At 72.4% G+C, this 22733-nt stretch carries 19 protein-coding genes and 2 tRNA genes; 8 read left to right on the top strand and 13 right to left on the bottom strand.

What is annotated here, in order from left to right:
- Positions 1-32 precede the first annotated feature (32 nt).
- From ACGFRB_RS20860 to ACGFRB_RS20850, 3 genes are all read left to right on the top strand, one after another.
- Positions 33-935 carry an RNA polymerase sigma factor SigF gene (locus tag ACGFRB_RS20860; RefSeq protein WP_363003396.1) on the top strand — a complete coding sequence of 301 codons (903 nt, stop codon included), beginning with the start codon at positions 33-35 and terminating at the stop codon, positions 933-935.
- Between the two features lie 562 nt (positions 936-1497).
- On the top strand, positions 1498-1776 hold the full coding sequence (locus ACGFRB_RS20855) for a hypothetical protein (RefSeq protein WP_393244831.1): 279 nt from the start codon (positions 1498-1500) through the stop codon (positions 1774-1776).
- 289 nt (positions 1777-2065) lie between these two features.
- Positions 2066-2626 carry a GNAT family N-acetyltransferase gene (locus ACGFRB_RS20850; RefSeq protein ID WP_393244829.1) on the top strand — a complete coding sequence of 187 codons (561 nt, stop codon included), beginning with the start codon at positions 2066-2068 and terminating at the stop codon, positions 2624-2626.
- A gap of 23 nt (positions 2627-2649) precedes the next feature.
- Here the strand turns inward: ACGFRB_RS20850 and ACGFRB_RS20845 are convergent, their stop codons facing one another.
- Positions 2650-2838 carry a hypothetical protein gene (locus tag ACGFRB_RS20845; RefSeq protein ID WP_393244827.1) on the bottom strand — a complete coding sequence of 63 codons (189 nt, stop codon included), beginning with the start codon at positions 2836-2838 and terminating at the stop codon, positions 2650-2652.
- A gap of 774 nt (positions 2839-3612) precedes the next feature.
- The gene (locus ACGFRB_RS20840) at positions 3613-3855 is read right to left on the bottom strand and encodes a hypothetical protein (protein WP_361227442.1); all 243 of its coding nucleotides are present in this window, start codon (positions 3853-3855) and stop codon (positions 3613-3615) included.
- Between the two features lie 190 nt (positions 3856-4045).
- Between ACGFRB_RS20840 and ACGFRB_RS20835 the strand changes: the two genes are divergently transcribed.
- A complete protein-coding gene (locus ACGFRB_RS20835; RefSeq protein WP_361227440.1) occupies positions 4046-4489 on the top strand; it encodes a MarR family transcriptional regulator in 444 nt (147 codons plus the stop codon).
- Positions 4490-4629: 140 nt separating this feature from the next.
- Entirely contained in the window at positions 4630-6261 is a 1632-nt protein-coding gene (locus tag ACGFRB_RS20830; RefSeq protein ID WP_393244825.1) for a DHA2 family efflux MFS transporter permease subunit, read from the top strand.
- Positions 6262-6409: 148 nt separating this feature from the next.
- Here ACGFRB_RS20830 and ACGFRB_RS20825 read toward each other — a convergent pair whose 3' ends face one another.
- The 7 genes from ACGFRB_RS20825 to ACGFRB_RS20795 form a co-directional block, all read right to left on the bottom strand.
- Positions 6410-7237 (bottom strand): TetR/AcrR family transcriptional regulator, encoded by an 828-nt coding sequence (locus ACGFRB_RS20825; RefSeq protein WP_393244823.1) that lies wholly within the window; start codon positions 7235-7237, stop codon positions 6410-6412.
- A gap of 35 nt (positions 7238-7272) precedes the next feature.
- Positions 7273-8868, bottom strand: coding sequence for an MFS transporter (locus tag ACGFRB_RS20820; protein ID WP_393244822.1), 1596 nt, complete (start codon positions 8866-8868; stop codon positions 7273-7275).
- A 197-nt stretch (positions 8869-9065) separates the two neighbouring features.
- Complete coding sequence (locus ACGFRB_RS20815; RefSeq protein ID WP_393244820.1) at positions 9066-9860, bottom strand: response regulator transcription factor; 795 nt, start codon at positions 9858-9860, stop codon at positions 9066-9068.
- An 88-nt stretch (positions 9861-9948) separates the two neighbouring features.
- Positions 9949-10842 carry an amidohydrolase family protein gene (locus ACGFRB_RS20810; protein ID WP_393244819.1) on the bottom strand — a complete coding sequence of 298 codons (894 nt, stop codon included), beginning with the start codon at positions 10840-10842 and terminating at the stop codon, positions 9949-9951.
- 58 nt (positions 10843-10900) lie between these two features.
- The gene (locus ACGFRB_RS20805; RefSeq protein ID WP_393244817.1) at positions 10901-11929 is read right to left on the bottom strand and encodes a DUF2797 domain-containing protein; all 1029 of its coding nucleotides are present in this window, start codon (positions 11927-11929) and stop codon (positions 10901-10903) included.
- A gap of 102 nt (positions 11930-12031) precedes the next feature.
- Positions 12032-13063 carry a Bro-N domain-containing protein gene (locus ACGFRB_RS20800; RefSeq protein WP_393244815.1) on the bottom strand — a complete coding sequence of 344 codons (1032 nt, stop codon included), beginning with the start codon at positions 13061-13063 and terminating at the stop codon, positions 12032-12034.
- 122 nt (positions 13064-13185) lie between these two features.
- A complete protein-coding gene (locus tag ACGFRB_RS20795) occupies positions 13186-13779 on the bottom strand; it encodes a histone deacetylase (protein WP_363003420.1) in 594 nt (197 codons plus the stop codon).
- Between the two features lie 159 nt (positions 13780-13938).
- On the opposite strand from ACGFRB_RS20795, the gene ACGFRB_RS20790 reads away from it, so the two are divergent.
- Positions 13939-14256: an SH3 domain-containing protein gene (locus tag ACGFRB_RS20790; RefSeq protein ID WP_393244813.1), complete on the top strand. Its 318-nt coding sequence runs from the start codon at positions 13939-13941 to the stop codon at positions 14254-14256.
- Positions 14257-14378: 122 nt separating this feature from the next.
- Here the strand turns inward: ACGFRB_RS20790 and ACGFRB_RS20785 are convergent, their stop codons facing one another.
- From ACGFRB_RS20785 to ACGFRB_RS20775, 3 genes are all read right to left on the bottom strand, one after another.
- Positions 14379-14954 carry a GNAT family N-acetyltransferase gene (locus tag ACGFRB_RS20785; protein WP_393244811.1) on the bottom strand — a complete coding sequence of 192 codons (576 nt, stop codon included), beginning with the start codon at positions 14952-14954 and terminating at the stop codon, positions 14379-14381.
- 154 nt (positions 14955-15108) lie between these two features.
- A tRNA-Arg gene (locus ACGFRB_RS20780) sits at positions 15109-15181 on the bottom strand.
- Positions 15182-15500: 319 nt separating this feature from the next.
- Positions 15501-15591 (bottom strand) — tRNA-Ser (locus ACGFRB_RS20775).
- A gap of 338 nt (positions 15592-15929) precedes the next feature.
- Here ACGFRB_RS20775 and ACGFRB_RS20770 point away from each other — a divergent pair.
- Both ACGFRB_RS20770 and ACGFRB_RS20765 read left to right on the top strand, forming a co-directional pair.
- Entirely contained in the window at positions 15930-16439 is a 510-nt protein-coding gene (locus ACGFRB_RS20770; RefSeq protein WP_393244809.1) for an SSI family serine proteinase inhibitor, read from the top strand.
- A gap of 179 nt (positions 16440-16618) precedes the next feature.
- A complete protein-coding gene (locus ACGFRB_RS20765; protein ID WP_393244808.1) occupies positions 16619-20704 on the top strand; it encodes a PAS domain-containing protein in 4086 nt (1361 codons plus the stop codon).
- Positions 20705-20789: 85 nt separating this feature from the next.
- On the opposite strand, the gene ACGFRB_RS20760 is transcribed toward ACGFRB_RS20765, so the two are convergent.
- Complete coding sequence (locus tag ACGFRB_RS20760; protein WP_393244806.1) at positions 20790-22442, bottom strand: long-chain fatty acid--CoA ligase; 1653 nt, start codon at positions 22440-22442, stop codon at positions 20790-20792.
- Positions 22443-22733 lie beyond the last annotated feature (291 nt).

Raw genomic sequence — 22733 nt, 5'->3', positions numbered from 1 at the left:
CCACGACCGTCCGCGACCTCAAAGGGGGTGGCATGTCCGCAGAACAGGGCAGCTCGAAGGTGCTCACGCTCACGCCCATGCCCGCGCAGACGACGGCTCCGACCGCCGCCGACGGCGTCGCGGGCCGCGCCTCCGCGCAGACGGCCGTCACCACCGAGGCCATCGACACCCGCACGCTCTCCCGCTCTCTCTTCCTGCGGCTGCGCGCCCTGGACGAGGAGGGCGCGGCCGAGGAAAGCCCGGAGCGGACCTACGTCCGCGACACCCTGATCGAGCTCAACCTCCCCCTCGTGCGGTACGCGGCGGCCCGCTTCCGCTCCCGCAACGAGCCGATGGAGGACATCGTCCAGGTCGGCACCATCGGCCTGATCAAGGCGATCGACCGCTTCGACTGCGAACGGGGCGTGGAATTCCCGACGTTCGCGATGCCGACGGTCGTCGGCGAGATCAAGCGTTTCTTCCGCGACACCTCGTGGTCCGTGCGCGTCCCGCGCCGCCTCCAGGAGCTGCGGCTCGCCCTCACCAAGGCCAGCGACGAGCTCGCGCAGAAGCTCGACCGCTCCCCCACCGTCCCCGAACTCGCCGCCGTACTCGGGGTGTCGGAGGAGGACGTGGTCGACGGCCTCGCCGTCGGCAACGCGTACACCGCCTCCTCGCTCGACTCGCCCTCCCCGGAGGACGACGGCGGCGAGGGCTCGCTGGCCGACCGCCTCGGCTACGAGGACACGGCTCTGGAAGGCGTCGAGTACCGCGAGTCGCTCAAGCCGCTGCTCGCCAAACTCCCGCCCCGCGAGCGGCAGATCATCATGCTGCGCTTCTTCGCCAACATGACCCAGTCGCAGATCGGCGAGGAGGTCGGCATCTCGCAGATGCACGTCTCGCGCCTGCTGACGCGCACCCTGGCGCAGCTCCGTGAGGGCCTGATCGCGGACTGAACTCCCGCCGGAATCCCCGCACTTCCTTCCTGACGGCCCGTCAGCCAGACTGGCGGGCATGGCAGCCATGAGTCGTCGACGCGGGAACCGAGCGGGGGCTGCGGTCACGGTCAGGGCGGCCGTACTGGTCGCACTCTGCCTCGGTGGAGCGCTGACCGCATGCGGCACGGACGACGCCCCCCAGGGTTACGCGGCGGTCGGCGCCGCAGGCCCGACGGGCCCTCGGGGTGCGGCGCCCTCGCCCGGCCCGGTCACGCTGGTCCCCCTGGAGCCCGACCGCTCCGCCGCGCCGAAGACTTCCAGCGGTACGGCTCCGAGAGGGCGCCCGGCACGGGACGGCGACCAGGTATCGCCCGTGGCCCTGCCCGGCCCCCGGGCCCCTCAGGCTTCCAGGGCGCCGGACGCACCCGGAACGCCCGGCCGGACACCGGGCACGCCCACCCCGCCCCTTCCGGCGACACCACCGGCTCCCGCCCCCTCCACCACCCCGGGTACGGCCCCGTCCCCGGCTCCGGCGCCCACCGGGCCGCCGTCGGCCGCGGCGCTCACTCTCTCCGCGCCCGTGCGCGCCGGCACCGACCGACGCTGGTGCGAGAAGGTCACCGTCACCTTCCACAACGCCGGTGGTACGGCGGCTCGTTCGGGTACGGTCACCTTCGCCACGCATGTGATCGGCGCTCTCGGCGTCGACTGGGCCACGCTCGACTCCACGCAGCCCCTGCCCGTACCGCTCGCGCCCGGCGCGTCCGAGACCCCTACGTACACGGTCTGCGTGGACGCCTGGCGGGTGCCGCTCGGGATGCGCGTCGACACCCGTGAGGTCACCGCCCACTGGCGGTGACCCACCGGACAGCCCCTACGCCCGCAGGGGTGCCGATCAGCCGCTCCGGAGAACGAACACAGGACGTGCTCCAGGAAGACGGGCATGTTCGCCGTCATCCGGGATGCCCGGGCTGGGTGGGACGGTCTCCGCCGGTTCGGGGCGCTCGGTCGTGAAGTGGGGCGGCCAGGGCCGTCTCAGCGGATGACCGCCGTCGGCGGGCGGGGATTCATGCCCCGCTGATCGCCCCCGGCGGATGGCTGGAAGAAACCGATCGACACGCTGAAGGGGACTGGGTTGGCTGATCGGTATGTCAGAACTGCGAACCGCTCGCCTTCTCCTGCGTCCCTGGCAAGAGTCCGACCTGGAGCCGTGGGCGGCGATGAATGCCGACCCCGAGATCCGGAGATACCTGGGCGACCTGCTGACGCGGGAAGAGAGTGATGCCACGGTGGCCCGGATGCGGGCCGACTTCGACGCACGGGGCTTCGGATGGTGGGCCCTCGAATCGCTGGAGACGGGGGAGTTCCTCGGTCGCGCCGGCCTGGATGTCGTGAAGGGGCTGCCGGTCAAGGGCGTGGACGTGGGATGGCGGCTGAAGCGTGCCGCGTGGGGGAACGGCTACGCGACCGAGGCCGCTCTGGCCTGCCTGACCTTCGCGTTCGAGACCTTGGGACTCACGGAAGTGGTCGCGATGACGAAGGTCGCCAACCTCCGCTCCCAGGCGGTCATGCGCCGGCTCGGCATGACCCATGATCCGGCCGACGACTTCGAGGACACGACCGCGCCCGAAGGTCCCCTCCGCCCCTGCGTCATGTTCCGGACCAGTCGCCTGCCGGAAGGAGACCACCGCCCGGCGGAAGCCCGGTGAGACCCAGGCCTGCCGGAGGCGCCCTACTCGGCGGCGGCGCTCTGCCGCTTCTTCTTCCAGCCCTGACGCATCTCGCCGATCGAACCGATCAGGATGGCGACGGCCAGGGCGGCCTCGGCCGCTCCCCATACCCGCGCCCACCCATCGCCGGAGAGCCGGTCGATCGCGCTGCTCGCCATGAAGGGGACGTACACGACGAGAAAAATGGTCAACGTGTAGTCCCGCACAAACCCTCCCCGATCCAGCGTGTCACCTCATTCTTGCTGGTGGGGCGCGGGATTGTTTCCTCGCTCACGAGCGCCCGGGGTCGCCTCTGGAGTCACACAAGTTCACACCGGCCCCACTCCGGTCGGGGATTTCGAGTTATTTCCGCCGGGGGTGACCAGCGGGGCATGAATCCCGACCAACCGACGGCCGTCACTCGCTGAGCCGTGCCGGGCCGCCCCAGCCGCGCACCCAGGGCCGGCGGGCACGGTCCCCCCGGCCCGGACCGCAAGCCGAGCCCCACCCCACCGGCGGACGGGCAACAACACCACCACCGGAGCGATACCCGGACCCCACCACCAGCGGCCCGCCGCCCGCCCACGGCGGCCAACAGACGGCACCGCCCCCGCGTGGACTTCCCCCGGGCCGCCCTCCGAGAGTGTTTTTCGCGCCTGGAAGCGCCGGGTCAGGGGTGGGCGCAGCCCATCACGCAGTGACGCGACGAAGGAGCGCCCTTGACGCGGCGCTGGAAGGCGCGACTCTCGGAAGGAGGGCGGACACCACGTCACACTCACCCGGGCCTCGCGCTCAGACACGCCCACGCCCGCTCCCTGCGCGCCCCACCCCCTCGTACAACCTCGCACCCGCCCCGTACGCCCGCCCCCAAACCCCGACGGCCCCCACATGCCGAAGCACACAGGGGCCGTCGAAGGCGAGTACCGAGTCGAATGACGAGCGACGAGCGGCGAGCGGCGAGTGACCAGTGCCGTGTGGCGGGCAGGTCAGCCCAGCGCCAGCCAGGCCACGCCCGCCAGGATCGCGATCGCGACGATGACGCCGACGATCAAGCCGACGCGCGGGCCGCCGGAGGAGGAAGAGGTGACGGCAGCCGAGTACTGCTGCTGCCCCTGCGGGGCACCCTCGTCGACGAAGGCGCGGAACATCTGGGTGCTGCCGGCGGGGTCGTAGGAGCCCTCGGGGGGCTGCCCGCCCTGGCCGTACGGTGCTTGGGGGTTGTGTGCCATGGCCCGGACCCTAGCGAAGTCGGGCGGACGCCCCCAAGCCCTGCCCCCGCCGTTCCCCGCAGCCGCGCACGTGACCCGTACGACACCCCCACCTTTGCCGATTCTTTAGCCCTCTTTGACCGATTTAGTTTGCCTGGAGCAACCATCCATCTATATCGTTGCTCTAAGCAACAAGATGGAGGGGTGCCTGATGGACCAGCTGAACCGGTACGAGGCGCTCAGCCGGCAGATGAGTGCGATCGGGGCCGTCAAGCGCGGACTCGCCCGCAGCCTGCCCGCCGAGTGCCCGGGCGGTTCCGCGATCGTCCTCGCACTGCTTCACCACCACGGAGACATGCGCATGAGCAGGATCTCCGAGCTGATGTCGGTCGACATGTCGGTCAGCAGCCGGCACGTCGCCCACACGGTGGAGAACGGCTGGGTCGAGCGGCTGCCCGATCCGGCCGACCGGCGTTCCCGCCTTCTCCACCTCACCCCGGGCGGCGAGGAGATGCTCGCCGAACTCGACCGCCGGCTGAACGACGTCCTCGCCCGCCATCTCGCGGAGTGGTCCGACGAGGACGTCGTCCTGCTCACGACCCTCCTCGCCCGCCTCCGCGACTCCTTCGGGGACTGCCGGGCCCACCACGCCTGACCCTGCCCGACCCACCCGATCAAGCCCGATCAAGCCCGACCGAGCCTGATCACACCCGACTTCCTGCCCCACCACGCCTGACCTGCCTGACCTGCCCAGGCCTCACGCAGCCAGACCCAGACTTCACGCAAAGGACATTCATGGCCACCACCGCACCTTCCAAGGGTGCACAGGAGGGCCGGAGCGACAGTTCCGACGCCCCGATGACGCACCGGCAGATCATGGAGGCACTGTCCGGGCTCCTGCTCGGCATGTTCGTCGCGATCCTGTCGTCCACGATCGTCTCCAACGCGCTTCCGCAGATCATCACCGACCTGGGCGGCGGCCAGTCCGCCTACACCTGGGTCGTCACCGCCTCCCTCCTGGCGATGACCGCGACCACCCCGCTCTGGGGCAAGCTGGCCGACCTCTTCTCCAAGAAGCTGCTGGTCCAGATAGCCCTGGTCATCTACGTCGCGGGCTCGATCGTGGCCGGCCTGTCCCAGAACACCGGCACGCTCATCGCCGTCCGTGTCGTCCAGGGCATCGGCGTCGGCGGTCTGACCGCCCTCTCCCAGATCATCCTGGCCGCCATGATCTCCCCGCGTGAGCGCGGCCGTTACAGCGGCTACCTCGGCGCGACCTTCGCCGTCGCCACCGTCGGCGGCCCGCTGCTCGGCGGCGTCATCACCGACACCGAGTGGCTCGGCTGGCGCTGGTGCTTCTACGTCGGCGTGCCCTTCGCGATCATCGCCCTCCTGGTCCTCCAGAAGACGCTGAAGCTCCCCGTCGTCAAGCGCCAGGTCAAGGTCGACTGGGCCGGCGCCTTCTTCATCAGCGCCGCCGTCTCCCTGCTCCTCGTCTGGGTCACCTTCGCGGGTGACAAGTACGACTGGCTGTCCTGGCAGACGGGCGCCATGGTCGGCGGTTCGGTCCTGCTCGGTCTCATCTTCGTACTCGTCGAGTCCCGTGCCTCCGAGCCGATCATCCCGCTGCGCCTGTTCCGCAACCGGACGATCACCCTCGCCTCGCTCGCCTCGCTCTTCGTGGGTGTCGCGATGTTCGCCGGCACGGTCTTCTTCAGCCAGTACTTCCAGCTGGCCCGCAACGAGTCGCCGACGATGTCCGGCGTCCTCACCATCCCGATGATCGCCGGTCTCTTCGTCTCCTCGACCGTCTCCGGCCTGATCATCACCAAGACCGGCCGCTGGAAGGCCTGGCTGGTCAGCGGTGGCGCCCTCGCCACCGGCGGCCTCGGTCTGCTCGGCACCCTGCGGTACGACACCCCGTACTGGCACATCGCCCTCTTCATGGCGATCCTCGGCCTCGGCATCGGCATGATGATGCAGAACCTGGTCCTGTGCACCCAGAACCAGGTCGCGCCCGCCGACCTCGGCGCCGCCTCCTCCGTCGTCACCTTCTTCCGCTCCCTGGGCGGTGCGATGGGTGTCTCGGCGCTCGGCGCGGTCATGGCCCACCGGGTCACCGATTACGTCAAGGAAGGCATCGCCGAGCTCGGCCCGAAGGCCGCGGCGGCCATGGGCCAGGCCGGTGGCGGTGGCATCCCCGACATGGACAAGCTGCCCGCCCCGATCCGTACCGTCATGGAGAGCGCGTACGGACACGGTGTCGGTGACGTCTTCCTCTACTCGGCGCCGTTCGCCTTCCTCGCCTTCCTGGTGACGCTGTTCATCAAGGAGGTCGCGCTGAAGAGCAACACGGTGAAGAAGGCCGACGAGCCGCAGGACTCCGTCCCGGCCGACGCCGTCCCGGCGGACGCGTCCGGCAAGTAGAAAAACTCCCGGCCGCGCTTCGAGCGGAGGCGCGGCCGGGTACGTACGAAGCGGCGGGCAGGGGACGGCCCGCCGCTTCGTCATTTCCTCATGCGTACGACGGGAGGGCCGGGGGCCGGACCGTACGACCGCTCCGCCGCCCCGCCGGTTACGCCCTCTTCGCCGACTCGGCCGACTCCGCCGCCGCTTCTCCGCGCCCGCGTTCGACCATGACCTCGATGCCCGCGATCAGCACGTCCAGGGCGTACAGGAAGTCCCGGTCCCAGATCTCCTCGACGGTGCCGTGCGTGAGCCGCTCGTCGAGCAGACATGACATGTCCTCGATGGCTTCCTTGAACTGTTCTTCCTCGCGGAACGCCTTGATCGAGTCCGTGTAAAAGTCGTCCTGCGACATGCCGGCCCGCTCCGCGACCCGGCCGAACTGGCCCTCGATCGTCCCGTAGCCGTAGACGAACTGGAAGACGGCGGACATCGCGCTCGGCACGCGCGAGAGCGGCAGACCGGTGTCCCGGATCGCCCGCTGCATCTCGTTGCCGACGGCGATCGAGTTCGGGCCGACGTTGAGGTATTGGCCCATGCACGCCGACAGCCACGGGTGGCGTACCAGCATCCGCCGGTACGCCAGGGCGAGCACCCGGATCCGCTCCCGCCAGCCGTCGGCCGCCGCGACCTCGGCCAGGTCGATCTCCTCGTAGCAGGAGTCGATGACGTACTCGATGATGTCGTCCTTGGTGTCCACGTACCAGTACAGGGACATCGCGGTGACGTTCAGCTCCGTCGCGAGCCGGCGCATCGAGAGCTTGGCCAGGCCGTCCTCGTCCAGCATCCGGATCGAGGCGGCGACGATCCGCTCACGGTCGAGCCCGGCCGGGCCGCTTCCGCCGCTCACGCCGCGGGCGGTCCGGCTCTCTTTGTTCCGTTCCAGCCAGACACTGGAACGCGTCGGGTTCTTGGCCCTGTCCGCTGCCCTGACCATCGCGTTCCTCCGTCTGTCCGTCGCTCACGCCCATGCTATGCAGCGGACACCGGGTCCTCCGATCCCCCGGTGGGCTCGCTTCCGTTCGCCGACCCGCTCGCCGCCCCGTTCGCCCCGCCGTTCGCCGCCGCGGCCCGCCGTTCCGCGCGCTCGGCCCGGCTCAGCAGGGCCGCCGCCAGCAGACCGCCGACGAAGACCGCGACCGCGCCGACCAGCTGGCTGGTCTGGAGGCCGGTGGCGAAGGCGTCCGCGATCTTCTGCCGCTCGGCGGTGCCGGACGCCGCCGCCAGGGCGGCCGGGAGCGAGGTGGCGGTGACGGTGACGAGGGCGGCGAAGCGGGCGTTGAGGACGGCGCCGAGGATGGCGACGCCGAGACCGTTGCCGAACTCGGCGAGGGTGCCGTTGATGCCCGCGCCCACACCGGCCTTCTCCGGCGGGATCGCGCTCATGATGGCGTTGGCCATGGCCGGGTTGGTGAGCGCGATGCCCGCGCCCATCAGGACCAGGCCCAGCAGCATGCCGCTGTACGCGCCGTCCGTACCGCCACCGAGCAGGGCTATCGAGGTCAGACCGGCGGCGACCAGGGTGAGCCCGCCGGCCACGGCCGGTGCCGTGCCGATCTTCATGACGAGCTTCGGGCCGACTCCGGAGAGGTTGAGGACGACGATCGTCAGTGCGAGCGGCGTCATCCGCAGGCCCGCCTCCAGCGGCTCGTACCCGAGGACGAACTGCAGGTGCTGGGTGAGCAGGAAGAGCGAGCCGCCCATGCCGAGCATGACCAGGATCGCACCGGCGACGGCACCGACGAACTTCTGGTTGCGGAAGAAGTGCATGTCGAGCATCGGGTACGGGATGTGCAGTTCCCACGCGGCGAAGGCGCCGAGGACGGCGATGCCGATCGCGGCCGGGATCAGCACCTGGGCGGAGGTCCAGCCGTGCTCGGGGCCGGTGATGATCGCGTAGACGAGCGCGGTCATGCCGATGGTGGAGAGCAGTGCGCCGAGCGGGTCGGGGCGTTCGCCCTTGGGGTTCTTGGACTCCGGCACCAGCTTGAGGACGGCGGCGAGGCCGATCACGGCGACCGGGATGTTGATCAGGAAGATCATCCCCCACCAGTAGTGGTCGAGGATCACGCCGCCGATCAGCGGGCCCGCGGCGAAGCCGAGGGAGCCGATGGTGGCCCAGATGGCGATGGCCTTGACCCGCTGGGAGTCGTCGAAGATCTGCATGACGACGGCGAGGGTCGTGGTCATCAGGAGCGCGCCGCCGATGCCCATGCCGGCGCGGGCGGCGATGAGTTGGCCGGTGGAGCCGGCCAGGCCGGCGGTGAGCGAGCCGATACCGAAGAGCGCGAGGCCGACGGCGAGGAGCTTCTTGCGGCCGTAGCGGTCGGCGGCGTTGCCGGCGGTGAGGAGCAGGCCGGACTGGACGAGCGAGTACGCGTTGATCATCCACTGGATGTCGCTGGTGGACGCGTGGAGTTCGGTGGTGAGGGAGGGGATGGCGACGCTGAGGACGGTGTTGTCGAGGAGGACGGTGAGCTGGGCGAGGCAGATGACGCCGAGGATCAGCCAGCGCTGGGGATGGCCGCCTGTCGCTACGCGTCCGCTCGTGGCGGTCGACGCCGTCATGGCAACTCCTTATACGGTGTACGAGGCGAGTTCTCGTACACCGTAGAGGAGTCCTCGTACGCTGTATAGGGATTTATGGAAGACCTGTCGGCGCAAGCCCGGGCGGGCCGCCCCCAGGCCACCCGGGGCCGAAGCGGGGGCCGGGGCCGGAGCCGGCCGCGAGCGACGTCACGCCCGGAAAAGGCGACTTGGCGCGGTCACTCCGCCGGCTTGATCAGATAACCGGCCCCGCGCCGGGTGTGGATCATCGGGGCGCGTCCCGCGTCGAGCTTCCGCCGCAGGTAGGAGATGTAGAGCTCGACGACGTTGGCCTTGCCGCCGAAGTCGTACGACCACACCCGGTCCAGGATCTGCGCCTTGCTGAGCACCCGGCGCGGGTTGCGCATCAGATAGCGCAGCAACTCGAACTCGGTGGCGGTCAGATGGACGGACTCGCCGCCCCGCGTCACCTCGTGGCTGTCCTCGTCCAGAGTGAGGTCGCCGACGGTGAGCAGCGGCCGGCCGCCGCGCGCCCGCGCGGCCCCGGACCGGCGGATCAGCGCGCGCAGCCGGGCCACCACCTCCTCCATGCCGAACGGCTTGGTGACGTAGTCGTCCCCGCCGGCGGTGAGCCCGGCGACCCGGTCCTCGGTGGCGCCCTTGGCGGTGTCCCTGGTGGCGTCCTTGCCGGACTTCGCCGCCCGGTCCGCCTTCCCGGCCAGGAACAGCACCGGCACCTCGGGCAGTTCGCGCCGCAGCCGGGCGAGGACCGACAGGCCGTCCATGTCGGGCAGGGACAGACCGAGCACGACGACATCGGGCCTAAAGGCCCGTAGGGCCCCCAGCGCCCCCGCGCCGTCGCCCTCGCGCCGCACCTGCCATCCCTCGTAGCGCAGGGCCATCGAGAGGAGTTCGCCGAGCGCGTCCTCGTCGTCGACGACGAGGACGCGGACCGTACTGCTGCTGTCGGACCGGGGGGCTTCGGTACGCGAGCGGAACGTGGTCGCAGTCATACGGGACACGCTCTCCGACGCGCGTGAGACGACTCTTTCGCTTTCCTGTGAATCTCCTGAGAACGGAAAAGGGCGGGCAAAGCCGTCGCTACCCGAGGGCGAACAGACGCGCCGCGTTGCCGTGGCAGACGGCACGGAGCCAGTCGTCGCCGAGCCCGAGCCGTTCGAGGGCGCGCAGCTGATGGACGTACGGATAGGGGATGTTGGGGAAGTCGGTGCCGAGCAGGATGCGCTCGCGCAGTTGCCCGAGCCGCTTCAGATCGACGGCCGGGAAGGGCGCGGCCTCCTCGCTGAAGTCGGTGAAGGCCATGGTGGTGTCCAGGTGGACGCCCTCGTATCGTTCGGCGAGGTCCAGGAAGTCGCCGTACTCCGGCATCCCCATGTGCGCGACGATCAGCCGCAGCCGGGGGTACCGGGCAAGGAGCGCGCCGACGGGGCCCGGGCCGGTGTGCGGGCCGGGGACGGGTCCGGATCCGCAGTGGGCGACCACCGGGGTCGCGGTGTCCTCCAGGAGCCGCCAGACGCCGTCGAGCAGCGGGTCGTTCGGGTCGTACGCGCCGACCTGGAGATGCGCCTTGAAGACCCGGGCCCCGCCGTCGAGCGCCTGCCGGACGTAACCGGGCGCGCCGGGCTCGGGGAAGAACGTCGCGGTGTGCAGGCAGTCGGGGGTACGGGCGGCGAAGCCGGCGGACCATTCGTTGAGCCAGGCGGCCATGCCGGGCTTGTGCGGGTAGAGCATCGAGGTGAAGGCGAGGACCCCGAACTCCCGCAGGGTCGCCACCCGCCGGTCCTCCTCGGTGCGGTACGCGATGGGCCACGGGCGGCCGGTGAGGGGGCCGACGGAGTCGAAATACGCCCACACCTTGTCGAGGACGTTGCGGGGCATGAAGTGGGTGTGGACGTCGACGAGTCCGGGTATCCCGATCCGCCGCGCGAAGTCCCTGACGTCATCGGCCTCGGACCGGTCCTCGGTCGCGCTCATGGGCGTCGCTCCTCTCCTGGCAGGTGAGGCGACTGTACGGCTCCGGTCGCGGGCGGGGTCAGAACAGCGGTTCCTGCGGGGCTCCTTGGCTGCCCCGGACCCCCTTGCCCTCGGCGGGTGGAGGCGGCGCGGCCAGCGGCACGGTCACCGGGTGCCCGGCGGGCGCGGCGGCGAGTTCCCAGCCGGTGAGGAGCCGGGTGTCGAGGACCAGGGCCCGCCCGTCGCGGTCGCTCAGATGCAGATCGGGACCGGCGGCGGCGAGCAGCCGCCCGGAGACGACACCGCCGTCGACGAGTTCGGTGACGACGAGCCCATAGGGGTCGTGGGTACGGGGCGGGGTGCGCGGTCCGGGCGGGGAGGCGGGGCCGGTGGCGAGGCCGGGCGGGGTGGCTGTGCCGGGGGCCGTCGGGGCCGTCGGGGCCGTCGGGGCCGTCGGGGCCGTCGGGCCGAGCGCGGCCAGGGCGAACGTCTCGGCGTGGTCGTGGACTTCGCAGGGCAGCGCCTCCAGCGTCTCGCTCCAGGCCGGGACGCCGCGTGCCCGCTCGTACAGTTCCTCGACCTCGCGCGCCCGCTCGGGGGCCGGGGGCAGGGCGTACCGGGCGGCGCGCTTACGGGCGTACGGGATGCGGTCGGGCACGCCGAGCGCGTGCCGCAGCACCTCCTCCGTACGCCGGGCGGCCATCAGCGGTCCGCGCCCCAGCCACGAGAACGCGATCGCGCCCTGTTCGAGCAGGCGGGTGGCGCCGCGCGCCTCGCCGGTGATGCCGACCTTGACCATCCCGGGGCCGAACCAGGCGAGATAGACGCGGTACGGGCGGCGGTCGTCGGCGAGCGTGTCGGCGGCCACGGAGTGCGCCCGGTCGAGGCGTGCGCAGGAGGGGCAGCGTCCACCGGTGGCGGGGCCGGGCACGGTGGCGGCGAGGGGACAGGGGTTGCCGCGGGCGCCGGAGCAGTGCCGCTCGCCGAGGGCCCGGAAGGCCAGGTCCTGCCCGTACGCGAGCGCGCTGGCCCGGCCGCCGCGGCCCTCCCACCGCAGCGCGGGCCGTCCGTCCCGCCAGGACACGCCGGCACTCCGCCACACCACCATGGGTCCAGTCTCGTACGGCCCGCTGACAGCGGGCGCCACGGAGCCGGAGAGCCGGGCGCGGGGCATAGGGGTGCGGGGTGCGGGGTGCGGGACTCGGGGCCGTCAGGGCAGGACGTAGAGCAGTCCGCCGTCGGCTCCGGTGCCGCCCGCGTGCCGCATGCAGCCGCGCTCCACGAGTATGCGGACGCAGTCGCGGACCCGTTCGGAGGTGAGCCCGGTGCGGCGGGCGACCTCCTCCAGGCGGTAGCGGACCCCGCCGCGGACGAGGGCGGGGGCGAGGCAGGAGGCGACGGCGTGGATGTCCTCGCCGACGACGACGTCCCGCGCGGACCAGGAGGCGAGCAGTTCCTGCGGGGTGAGGGCGGAGGAGCGGGAGCCGCCGCCTGAACCGGTGCCGGTGGCCTCGTTGTCGGCGGAGGCACCGGCCGTACCGGAGCCGGAGCCGGCGGATCGGACCGGCCGGTCCGTACGGCCGTCCGCGGAAGGGGGAGCGGCGGCGGGAGCGGCGGGAGCTGCCGGGGAGACCGGGGAGGAAGCGCCGAGCGAGCGCTGGGCCGGGATCTGCGGGAAGGCGAACCGCCCCAGGGACTCGGAGAGCCGCTCGGCGATCCGGTGCAGATCCCGGCCGGCCTCCTCCAGCAGCGCGCTCTGCTCCGCGTCGAGTTCGATGGTGCCCTCCTCCAGCCGCACGAGGACGTCGAGCAGCTGCTGCGGCAGCACGAACCCGGCGGCGCGCAGGGGCGAGAGCTCCAGACCATAGGAACCGTCCCGCTGGACGCCGGTCACGACCTCGGCGACCCAGGTTCTGAAGGGCCTCGCCTCGACGCGGGCGGAGGCGGTGACGAGCTGCACGAGCCCTTCGAGGCACACGACGCGGGTCGAATCCTTGAGCCCCTTGGGGTGGGCGTCCTGGGCGGCCGTGTCGGGATCGCAGGGCAGTTCTCCGACCGTGGTGTGCATGGCCGGGTCGACATGCGCCCGGAGTGCCTGCCGCGCACTGGCGTACCCGAGCTGCCGGGCCGCGTCCACGGCGGGGAACCAGTGTGTCCCGTCCGGGAGCGTCAGCCTCCTGAGCCGCGATCCCGTGGCGGCGTACACGAAGTCGTCGACATCGATGGCATCGGTGGCCTTCACCGGTCATCACCTCCACGCACAAGCTAGGCCGAAGGCATATTCAACTGACGTGGATATCAGTTCGGTTCACCCGAAGGTGTGGGTTCTCCGTATTCAGGATGTTAACGGTCTTTCAGGATGGATCAGTAGGTTTCCGGGAAATCCCCGGCAATCAACCCGCGAAGCTCCGCCTCTCCCCAACACCCCGCCACGCCGGGGCGGGTGGCGAGATAGCGGGCGATCTCCGCGTCGCTCCAGGCGCCGGCCTCGCGCAGGCCGGCGGCGATCTGCCGCAGGTACGCCGCGACGGGCGCGCGCAGTTCGACCTCGCCGAGGGACCAGGGCGCGGTGAACGTCAGCAGCGGCACCCCGTCCAGCTCGCCGACGCGGACGAGGGTCTCGTACCGTCCGGGCCCGAACTCCGCCCGCCCACGCGCCAGTACGCCGCCGAGATCCAGGTCGGCGCCCGCTTCCCGGTACATCTCCTGCGCGGCGATGTCGGAGAACTGCCCCGCGGACAGCAGATACGCCCGCCCCCACACGGCCCCGGGCGCACCGGGATCACAGAACGCCCGGCCGCCGCCCCACACCCGGGACTCGGTCGCGAAGTACACCGTCCCCGCCGTCACGACCGCCCGTGACTCCCGGGGTGCGGCCGTGTCCCGGCAGGCCGCGAGATACCGCCCGAGCCGCTCGGCCCGCATGTTCGACCCATAGGCGACGTACCAGACATCCACGACGCATGACGCTATCGCGCGGCGCCCGCTACCCCGACACTCCGAGACGCATTCCCCCACCCCTTAATAGTCACTCACAGTAGTGAATTTCCTGTTCAAGGCCACAGAGAGCAATGCAGACTGAGGGCGCGAGACTCCGGTACGAACGAAGGGATCATCGTGATCAAGCGCGCTTCCACCGCCGTCGCCGCAGCACTCCTCGGCTGGGCCGCCGTGTCCACCGGCATGGCCACCGCGGCCACCCCCCAGACCGCCGCCCCGGCCGTCCACGCGCCCCAGGTCGAGGCCGTGTGCACCGTCAACGACAACGGGGTGAACTTCCGCGGCGGTCCAGGCACCAACTATCCCGTCCTGGGCACGGTGAACCGAGGCCAGAAACTCAACTACCGCGGCACCGAGGGCAACTGGGTGATGGGCGATCTCTGGGGCGGCCGCACGGGCGTCTGGATCCACACCGCCTACCTCGACGGCTGCTGACCCTCTCCTCTTCTCCGATCCGCCGGCCCCGCCGCACCGATGCCCCCGTCCGAACCGGCCGGGGGCATCGACCGCATGGGACCACCTGCGGCTACGCAGGCCCCACCTGTGACCGCATACGCCTACATGGGATACGAGCGCAGCCTTACGGCGCCGCCCGGCCACGCCACTCCCTCACCGAGCGGCGTCCACAGGGCCCGCAGCGGCATCACCACGGTCCCCTCCGGCTGCTCGACCCGGACCTCCTCGCCGACCTCCCGCCAGCCGAGCCGCTCGTACAGCGGCACCAGCGCGGGCCGGCAGAAGAGCAACCCGTACGGCGGACCCCACGTGCGCGCGTGATCCAGCGCGGCCCCGACCACCAGCCGTGCGAGCCCCTGCCCCCGCATCCCGGGCGCGACGGCCACCCCACCGACACCGACTGCCTCGGTGTCCACGCCGCCGACCGACAACGGCAACCGCACCAGCCCGGCATGCGCCACGAGCCGCCCGCCGACCCTGACCCCGAAGTGCTCCTCCTTGGGCCGCCACGTCAGTCCGGCGTACGCGACCCCGAAGGGATCGTCGCCGCCCCCGAGGATCTCGTCCTGCTCTTCCTTCGCGTACCGCGCCAGCCGCTGAACGACCGGGGACGCGGGCACGGGCACAGGCGCGGGAACGGATACGGGCTCGGACTCGGGCATCGGATGCTCAGCCATCCCCCACCCTCACCACCCGGCCGAGGCCCCCGTCAACCACCACGGCCCGCCACCGACGACTTCCGGCCCCGCGCTCGCCGTACCCGCCGCTCCAGCCATCGCGTGTCCGGACAACGCGAGAGGCCCGGACTTTCGTCCGGGCCTCTCGACTCTGTGCACTCGGCAGGATTCGAACCTGCAACCTTCTGATCCGTAGTCAGATGCTCTATCCGTTAAGCTACGAGTGCTTGTTTTTAGTTTTCGTCTCCGCTCCCCGGCCTTTCGGCCCGCTCGCGGCGACAGGAAGAACATTACATGACTGCCGCCGTCCTGTGAAATCCATTGGCCACACCCCCTCTGACCTGCGGAAACGCGAATCGCGTGGAGGTCGCCCAGGTGGGCGGGGAGGGCAAGCGGAACGCCGTCAGGGGGCCGGAATGGCGGGAAAGAGACCGGGGTCACACGAAGCGCAAGAGGTGCGGGGGTACGAAGTGGGCGCGGCGGGGATCGCCGGGGCCGGGAACGACTGAAGCCCCGGCCTTGAGGGCCGGGGCTTCAGTCTTCGTGCGGAGGCGGAGGGATTTGAACCCTCGATGGGCTTTAAAACCCAAACCGCATTAGCAGTGCGGCGCCATAGACCGGACTAGGCGACGCCTCCATACACCTCACGCGCAGGCGAGCGGTGTGTGCAGATGATGACACAGAAGAGCGGCGTGTCACCAATCGCTTTCACCGTACTAGGCACCGGGTGCCCGGGGCAAAGCCCCTGCGCCCCCCGCGCGCCCCGTTCCACGCCCGGCTTCCCCGCGCTGCCCGCACCCGCCCGGCACCCGGCTCCAGACCTTGCTCCCGCCGGCTCACCCGGATCGCGCAACGCGGCGGGCCCGGGAGCGTTAGTCAGGGCAGAACGCCCCGCGCCCCGGGCGCCGCCGCGGCACGCCCGCCCCGGCGCGGCCTCGGCGCCGGGGCACCCAGACATCCCGACGGGAGTCCCCCATGCCGCAGCGCACCCGTGTCCCGCTCCGTGCCCCGCTCCGTACCGCCACCGCGGCCGCCGTCCTCGTCGCCGCCGCGGCCCTCGTACCCGTCGCGGGCCCGACCGCGAGCGCGAGCGTCACCGCCGCCCCGGCGCGCGGGCCGCTGCCCCCGCTGCCGCTGCTCTCGGCCCCGGCGGCGGACACCCTGCGGGTGCGGGTCGAGCGCAGCGGGTCCCCGGAGGCCGACGGCGACTTCCGGCTGGAGTGCGGTGCCACACCCGGCGGAACGCACCCGGCGGCGGCGAGCGCGTGCCGGCGGCTGAGGCAGCTCGCGCAGGCGGGCGAGAACCCGTTCGCGCCGGTCCCGCAGGGGCAGATGTGCACCCAGCTGTACGGGGGTCCGGCCACCGCGCGCGTCACCGGGACCTGGCAGGGTCATCGCGTCGACGCCCGCTTCTCGCGGATCAACGGATGCGAGACGGACCGCTGGGACAACCTGCGCCCCGTGCTCCCCCTGACCCGCGTCTGAAGCCCCCTCATGTCCGGCCCCTGGCCGGGGCAGAGCCCCCGGCCGCCGGTGTCTCCCTTAGAATCCCTCCGTGACACACCGCGGCCCCGGGGGCAAGATGGGGCCCGCCGGCCACTAAGCACCAGCGCAAGCGCAAGAGCTGCAGGGCACCTGCAGTGGGTTCAGGGAGGAAGCGTCTCGTGAGCAGCAGGCCATCCCGAGGCGCTGCTCGCCTCGCCGCCATACTCGACGCGCTCCCCGACGGCCTCGTGCTCGTGAACTGCAACGGCACGGTCGTCAACGCCAACACCATCGCGCTCGGCATGTTCGAGACCCCCGGCACCGCGCTCGTCGGGCGCGGGCTGCTCGATCTGCTGCCGGAGTTCGACTCGCGGCTGATCCCCGGTTCGATGCGCCGCCCCGACACCGTCGACGAGCAGGGCCGTACCCGCCCGGCGCGGATGACCGCCCGCCGTACCGACGGCGGCGAGTTCCCCGTCGAGGTGACGAGCGCCAACCTGGAGGACGGCCGCGACGCGTACGCCCCGCACGGCGTCACCGGCCACGGGCACGTGCACGGCGGCGGCTACACCGGCGACGAACTCCTCATGCTGGTCGTCCGGGACCTCACCGGCACCGTGGACACCGAGGCCGAACTGGCCCGTTCCCAGCGGCAGACCGAGATGATCCTGCGCGCCGCGTCCGAGGGCGTCGTGGGCACGGACACCGACGGCCGGGTCGTCCTCGTCAACCCCGCCTTCGCGCAGATCCTCGGCTACCGGGCGCCCGAGCTCGGCGGTGCCGATCTGCACCGGCTGATCCTCGCCAAGCGCGCCGACGGCGACCCCTTCCCGTACGACGAGTCGCCGCTCGCCGACACCCTCCGCTCCGGCCGCAAGCACCGGGTCCGCGGACAGGTGCTGTGGGCGAAGAACGGCGAGCGGGTGCCGGTCGACCTGACCACCGCGCCGGTACGGGACGGGGACCAGCTCGTCGGCGCCGTCATGACCTTCACCGACCGCAGGCCGCACGAGCGGCTGCTGGAGGAGCACGCCACCGAACTCGCCGACCGCGCCGAGCGGCACGCCACCGAGCTGGAGCAGCAGCGGGAGCGGTACGCGGCGCTCGCGGCCCGGCACGCGCAGCTGACGGCCGTCCTGGCCGGGTCGCTGCGCGGGCCCCTGGAGGAGCTGCGCGGCGAGCTGGGCGCCCTCGCCGCCGACGACGCCGGGCAGTTGTGGCCCGAGGCCAACCAGGTGCTGCACCATCTGGCCGCCGGTTACGCCCGGATGACCACCCTCGTCGACAACGTCCTCGGCTACCAGCGCCTCGACGCGGGCGCGGAGGAGCTGGACAAGAGCGTGGTGCCGCTCGGCGGCATCGTGACCGGCGGCATCGACGGGGCCGTGGAGCTGATCGGACCGGGCCGGGTCCAGTTCGCCGTGCACACGCCGCCGATCGAGGCCGAGGTGGACGCGGTACGGCTCACCACCGCGCTCGCGCATCTCGTCGCGGACGTGGCCGGGGTCGACGCGACCGGCAAGAGCAAGGCGGCGCCCGGCGACTCGACGATCGTGGTCGCGGCGGCGCAGCGCGGTGACGTCGTACGGATCGAGGTGCGCGGCCCGTACCCGGGCGGCGATCCGGTCCATCAGCCGATCGTGCGCGGGATCGTCGCGGCGCACGGTGGTGTGGTGCAGACGCACAAGGTGCCGGGGACGGCGGGCGGCGCGTACGTCGTGGAGGTGCCGCTCGGCGCCGGACGCGGCACCCTCGCGCCGGAGGCCGAGGCCGGGAACGGGTCCGACGAGGTCGATGATGTCGATGACGTCGACGAGAACGAGCCCGGCAGCGAGAACGGGGACGACGAGACCGGGGCCGACAGCGGGGCCGAGGCCGCCGGCGTGGCCGGCAACGAGCCGGGATCCTCACCGCGGGCCGAGTCGGCCGCCGAGCCCGCCGTGGCCGTACCCGCCGCGCGAGGGAGCCAGGAGCGGCAGCCGGCGGGCGCCGAGCCCATCGCGCTGCCCGCGCAGGCCACCCAGTCGCCCCAGCCGGCTCAGGCCGAGGCCGTGGTGGGGAGCGGGCGGCGGCGCGGGCGCCGGGCGTCCACGGACGCGTTCCTGGAGAGCCCGCTGGCGTCGGACGACGCGACGGCGGTACCTCAGCCGACCGGCCGCCGCCGCGGCCGGCAGGGCGACACCCCGCCCGGCGGTACGCCCCATGAGCTGATCCCCGCCCAGGCCGCCCCCCCGGCCGCGGCCGGGCAGCCCACCGGCACCGGCCGCCGCCGGGGCCGGCCCGCCGAGGGCGCGGTCGTGACCGCCGCCGAGGGCGCGCAGCCGCGCCCCGCGCTCGGTGACACGGTTCCGCCGCAGGGTGTTCCGGCCGACGCCGGTACCCCCGCCGTATCCGCCGCTCCGGCACTGGCCCCCGTGCCCGCGTCCGGGCCCTCCGGTATGCCCGTGCCTCCCTCCGGCATGCCCGCGGCCTCCGCTCTGCCCGCGCTGCCCGCCATCGCGTCGGCCGAGGCTTCCGCGACGCGGCAGCAGCCGACCGGGCGGCGCCGCCGGGCGCTCGCCGCCGCGCAGGAGCGGGCCGCGGCCGCCGAGGCGGGACCGCGGACGCCGTTCGCGCTGCCGCCGGCCGACGCCGACCGCACGCCGGACCACCCCGCGGCCGGGCACGTGGCCGAACACCCCGCCGAGCACGCGGCCGTACGGGCGCTGCCGGCGGACGAGCACGTCTCGCCGCAGTCCCACCCGCTGCCCGCGCCGACGCCCGGCACCGGCGGAGGTACGGGTTCGGGTACGAGCATGGGTTCGGGTTCGGGTTCGGGTACGAGCACGGGTTCGGGTTCGGGTACGAGCACGGGTTCGGGTTCCGGTACGGCTCTGGGCGCGGCCACCGCGACCGGCACCGGCTCCGTACCCCTGCCGCCCGAGGTTCCGGCGGCTCCGGCGGCCCCCGCGCCCCGGAACGCGTCCCAGGACGCCTCGCAGGGACGGGCGTTCAGTGTGCGCACCCTCGGGCAGGGCGTCCCGCTGACCCCGCCGTCCGCTCCGGCCGCCCCGGTCGCGCCGGCCACCCCCGCCACCGCGGCGCCCGTCGCCCAGGCCCCGGCGCCCGCCCCCGCGTCCGGCCGGCGCCGTAAGCTCGGCAACCCGGCCGAGGAGAACCGCCCGGCCCCGGCCGCCGCTGCCGCGCTCCCCGCGCCCCAGCCACAGCAGCCCCAGCCGCAGGGCGGCCAGCCCCTGCCGGTGCCCTCGGCGATGCCCGCGCCGATGCCCCTGCCCGTACCGGCGACCGTCGGCGCCCCGGCCCCCGCGCAGGCCCCCGCGTCCGCGCCGATGCCGGTATCCGCGCCGGTGCCCGGGCCGGTGCCCGGGCCCGCGGGTCTGCCCGTGTCGAAGCTGGGCACGCCCCCGGCGCCCGAGGGCCGCTCGTACGCGATAGAGGCGCCCGCAGAGGGCTCGGCGGAGGGTCCGGAGCCGCTGGACGGCCCCGGCGGTGCCGTGGAGGTGGCGAACCAGCCGCTGCCGCAGCCCGTCGACGACGAACTCCCCCCGGAGCCGCTGGACAACCCGCGCCGGCTGCTCGTCTGGCCCGCGCCGGACGTGGCCACCCAGCAGGCGCTGAGCGACCGCGGCTACCGCCCCGTGATCGTGCACTCCCGTGAGGAGGTCGACGCGCAGATCGCCGCCTTCCCGGCCGCGCTCTTCGTCGACCCGCTGACCGGCCCCATCACCCGTACCGCGCTCCAGTCGCTGCGCCAGGCCGCCGTCGCCGCCGAGGTGCCGGTGCTGCTCGCGGCCGGGCTCGGGCAGGCGACCCGCGAGGCGGCGTACGGCGCCGATCCGGCCGTCCTGCTGAAGGCGTTGGCGCCCCGGGACAGCGAGCAGCACCCGTCGCGCGTGCTGCTCATCGAGGAGAACGAGGACATCGCGGAGGCGCTGGCCGCGACGCTGGAGCGGCGCGGGATGCAGGTCGCGCGGGCCGCGTCCGACACCGAGGCGGTCGCGCTGGCCCAGGATCTCCGGCCGAACCTGGTGGTGATGGACCTGATGCAGGTGCGCCGCCGCCGGGCCGGGATCATCGACTGGCTGCGCGCGAACGGGCGGTTGAACCGCACTCCGCTCGTCGTCTACACCTCGGCGGGTCTCGACGAGTCGGAGCTGGAGCGGCTCACCTCGGGCGAGACGGTCCTCTTCCTCGCCGAGCGGTCGACCAGCACCGAGGTGCAGTCCCGGATCGTCGACCTGCTCGCGAAGATCGGCACCAACTGACCTGTACCGGCCGCCCTGTGCAGGGCGGCCGACGCCAACCGATCGGCCGAGCCGGTCGGTTGGCGCCGAGGTCAGGGCAATAGCCCTACAGCTGGGTGACGTCCAGGTCACCGTCCGCGTACTGCTTGCGGATCACCTTCTTGTCGAACTTCCCGACGCTCGTCTTCGGAACGGCCGGCACGATGGCCCAGCGCTCGGGGAGCTGCCACTTCGCGACGCCGCCCTCGGCGAGGAGGAAGGCCCGCAGCTCCGTGTAGTCCGCGCTCGCGCCCTCCTTGAGGACGACGGTCGCGAGCGGACGCTCGCCCCACTTCTCGTCCGGGACGGCGACGACGGCGGCCTCGGCGACGGCCGGGTGGGCCATCAGGGCGTTCTCCAGGTCTATGGAGGAGATCCACTCGCCGCCGGACTTGATGACGTCCTTCACCCGGTCGGTGAGGGTGAGGTAGCCGTCGGCGGTGATGATGCCGACGTCGCCGGTCTTGAGCCAGCCGTCGGCGCTGAACTTGTCGTCCGGGCGCAGGGGTTCGCCGTGGGCGCCGCCGTAGTAGGAGCCCGCGATCCAGTTGCCGCGCACCTCCAGCTCACCGGCCGACTCGCCGTCCCAGGGCAGGAGTTCGCCGTCGGGGCCGACCAGCCTGCCTTCCACGCCCGCCGGGAAGCGGCCCTGGGTGACGCGGTACGGCCACTCCTCCTCGGCGGTGAGGCCGGCCGGCGGGTGGGCCACGGTGCCGAGCGGGGAGGTCTCCGTCATGCCCCAGGCGTGCACGAGCCGGACGCCGAGCTTGTCGTACGCCTCCATGAGGGAGGGCGGGCAGGCGGCGCCGCCGATGGTGACCTGGGCCATCGAGGTGAGGTCGCGGGGACGGGCGAGGACCTCGGCGAGCAGCCCCTGCCAGATGGTGGGGACGGCGGCGGCGTGCGTCGGACGCACCATCTCGATCATGTCGGCGAGCGGCGCCGGCTGGAGGAACCGGTCCGGCATCAGCAGGCTGACACCGGTCATGAAGGCGGCGTGCGGGATCCCCCACGCGAGGACGTGGAACTGCGGAACCACGACCAGCGAGGTGTCCTTGGCGCTCAGCCCCATCGACTCCGTCATGCCGACCTGCATGGAGTGCAGGTAGATGGAGCGGTGGGAGTAGGCGACGCCCTTGGGGTCGCCGGTGGTGCCGGAGGTGTAACACATGGCGGCCGCGGCGCGCTCGTCCAGCTCGGGCCAGTCGTAGGTGGCGGGACGGCCGGCGATCAGCTCCTCGTAGTCCCAGACGCGCGCGGTCGCGCCGTCGAGGACGGAGCGGTCGCCGGGGCCGGTGACGACGACGTGCTCGACGGTCGGCAGATGCGGGAGGAGCGGGGCGACGAGCGGCAGGAGGGAGCCGTTGACGAGGAGGACCCGGTCGGCGGCGTGGCCCACGATCCAGGCCAGCTGCTCGGCGGGCAGTCGCAGGTTGAGGGTGTGGACGACCGCGCCCATGGCGGGGATCGCGAAGTACGCCTCGACGTGCTCGGCGTTGTTCCACATGAGGGTTGCCACGCACTCGCCGTCGGTGACACCGAGCTCGTCGCGCAGGGCATGGGCCAGCTGGGCGACGCGGGCACCGGTCTGCGCGAAGGTGCGGCGCTGCGGCTCCGGCTCGCCGGTCCAGGTGGTGATGGTCGACTGTCCGTGGACACGCATCCCGTGCTGGAGGATGCGGGTGACGGTCAGTGGTACGTCCTGCATGGTGCTCAGCACGGCGTCCTCCCGAGGGCGCTACGCGGCGGTAGTGAGGTGGGGGTGTGCTGATTCTGCTCACGTCCACCCGGTATGTCACTACCCGGGAGTATCCAATTTCGCCAGTGATCACTGGCATAACCGAGGGTAACGTATACCCGGGTGACCTGCCACGACGCCGGAGGGGCCGGCCGGCGAGGTGACGGACTACGGTTCCGGGGGCCGTACCGGAACCATGCATTCCGGGTACTTCCGGGTGGTGTGGCCCCTCACGGGGACGAAGTCCTTCGGGGGCCATGACCATCCGCACCG

This window comes from Streptomyces sp. NPDC048718 (assembly GCF_043198875.1).
Classification (GTDB): Bacteria; Actinomycetota; Actinomycetes; order Streptomycetales; family Streptomycetaceae; genus Streptomyces.
The sequence above is the reverse complement of the archived record's forward strand: the minus strand, read 5'-3'. Positions and strand labels throughout refer to the sequence as shown.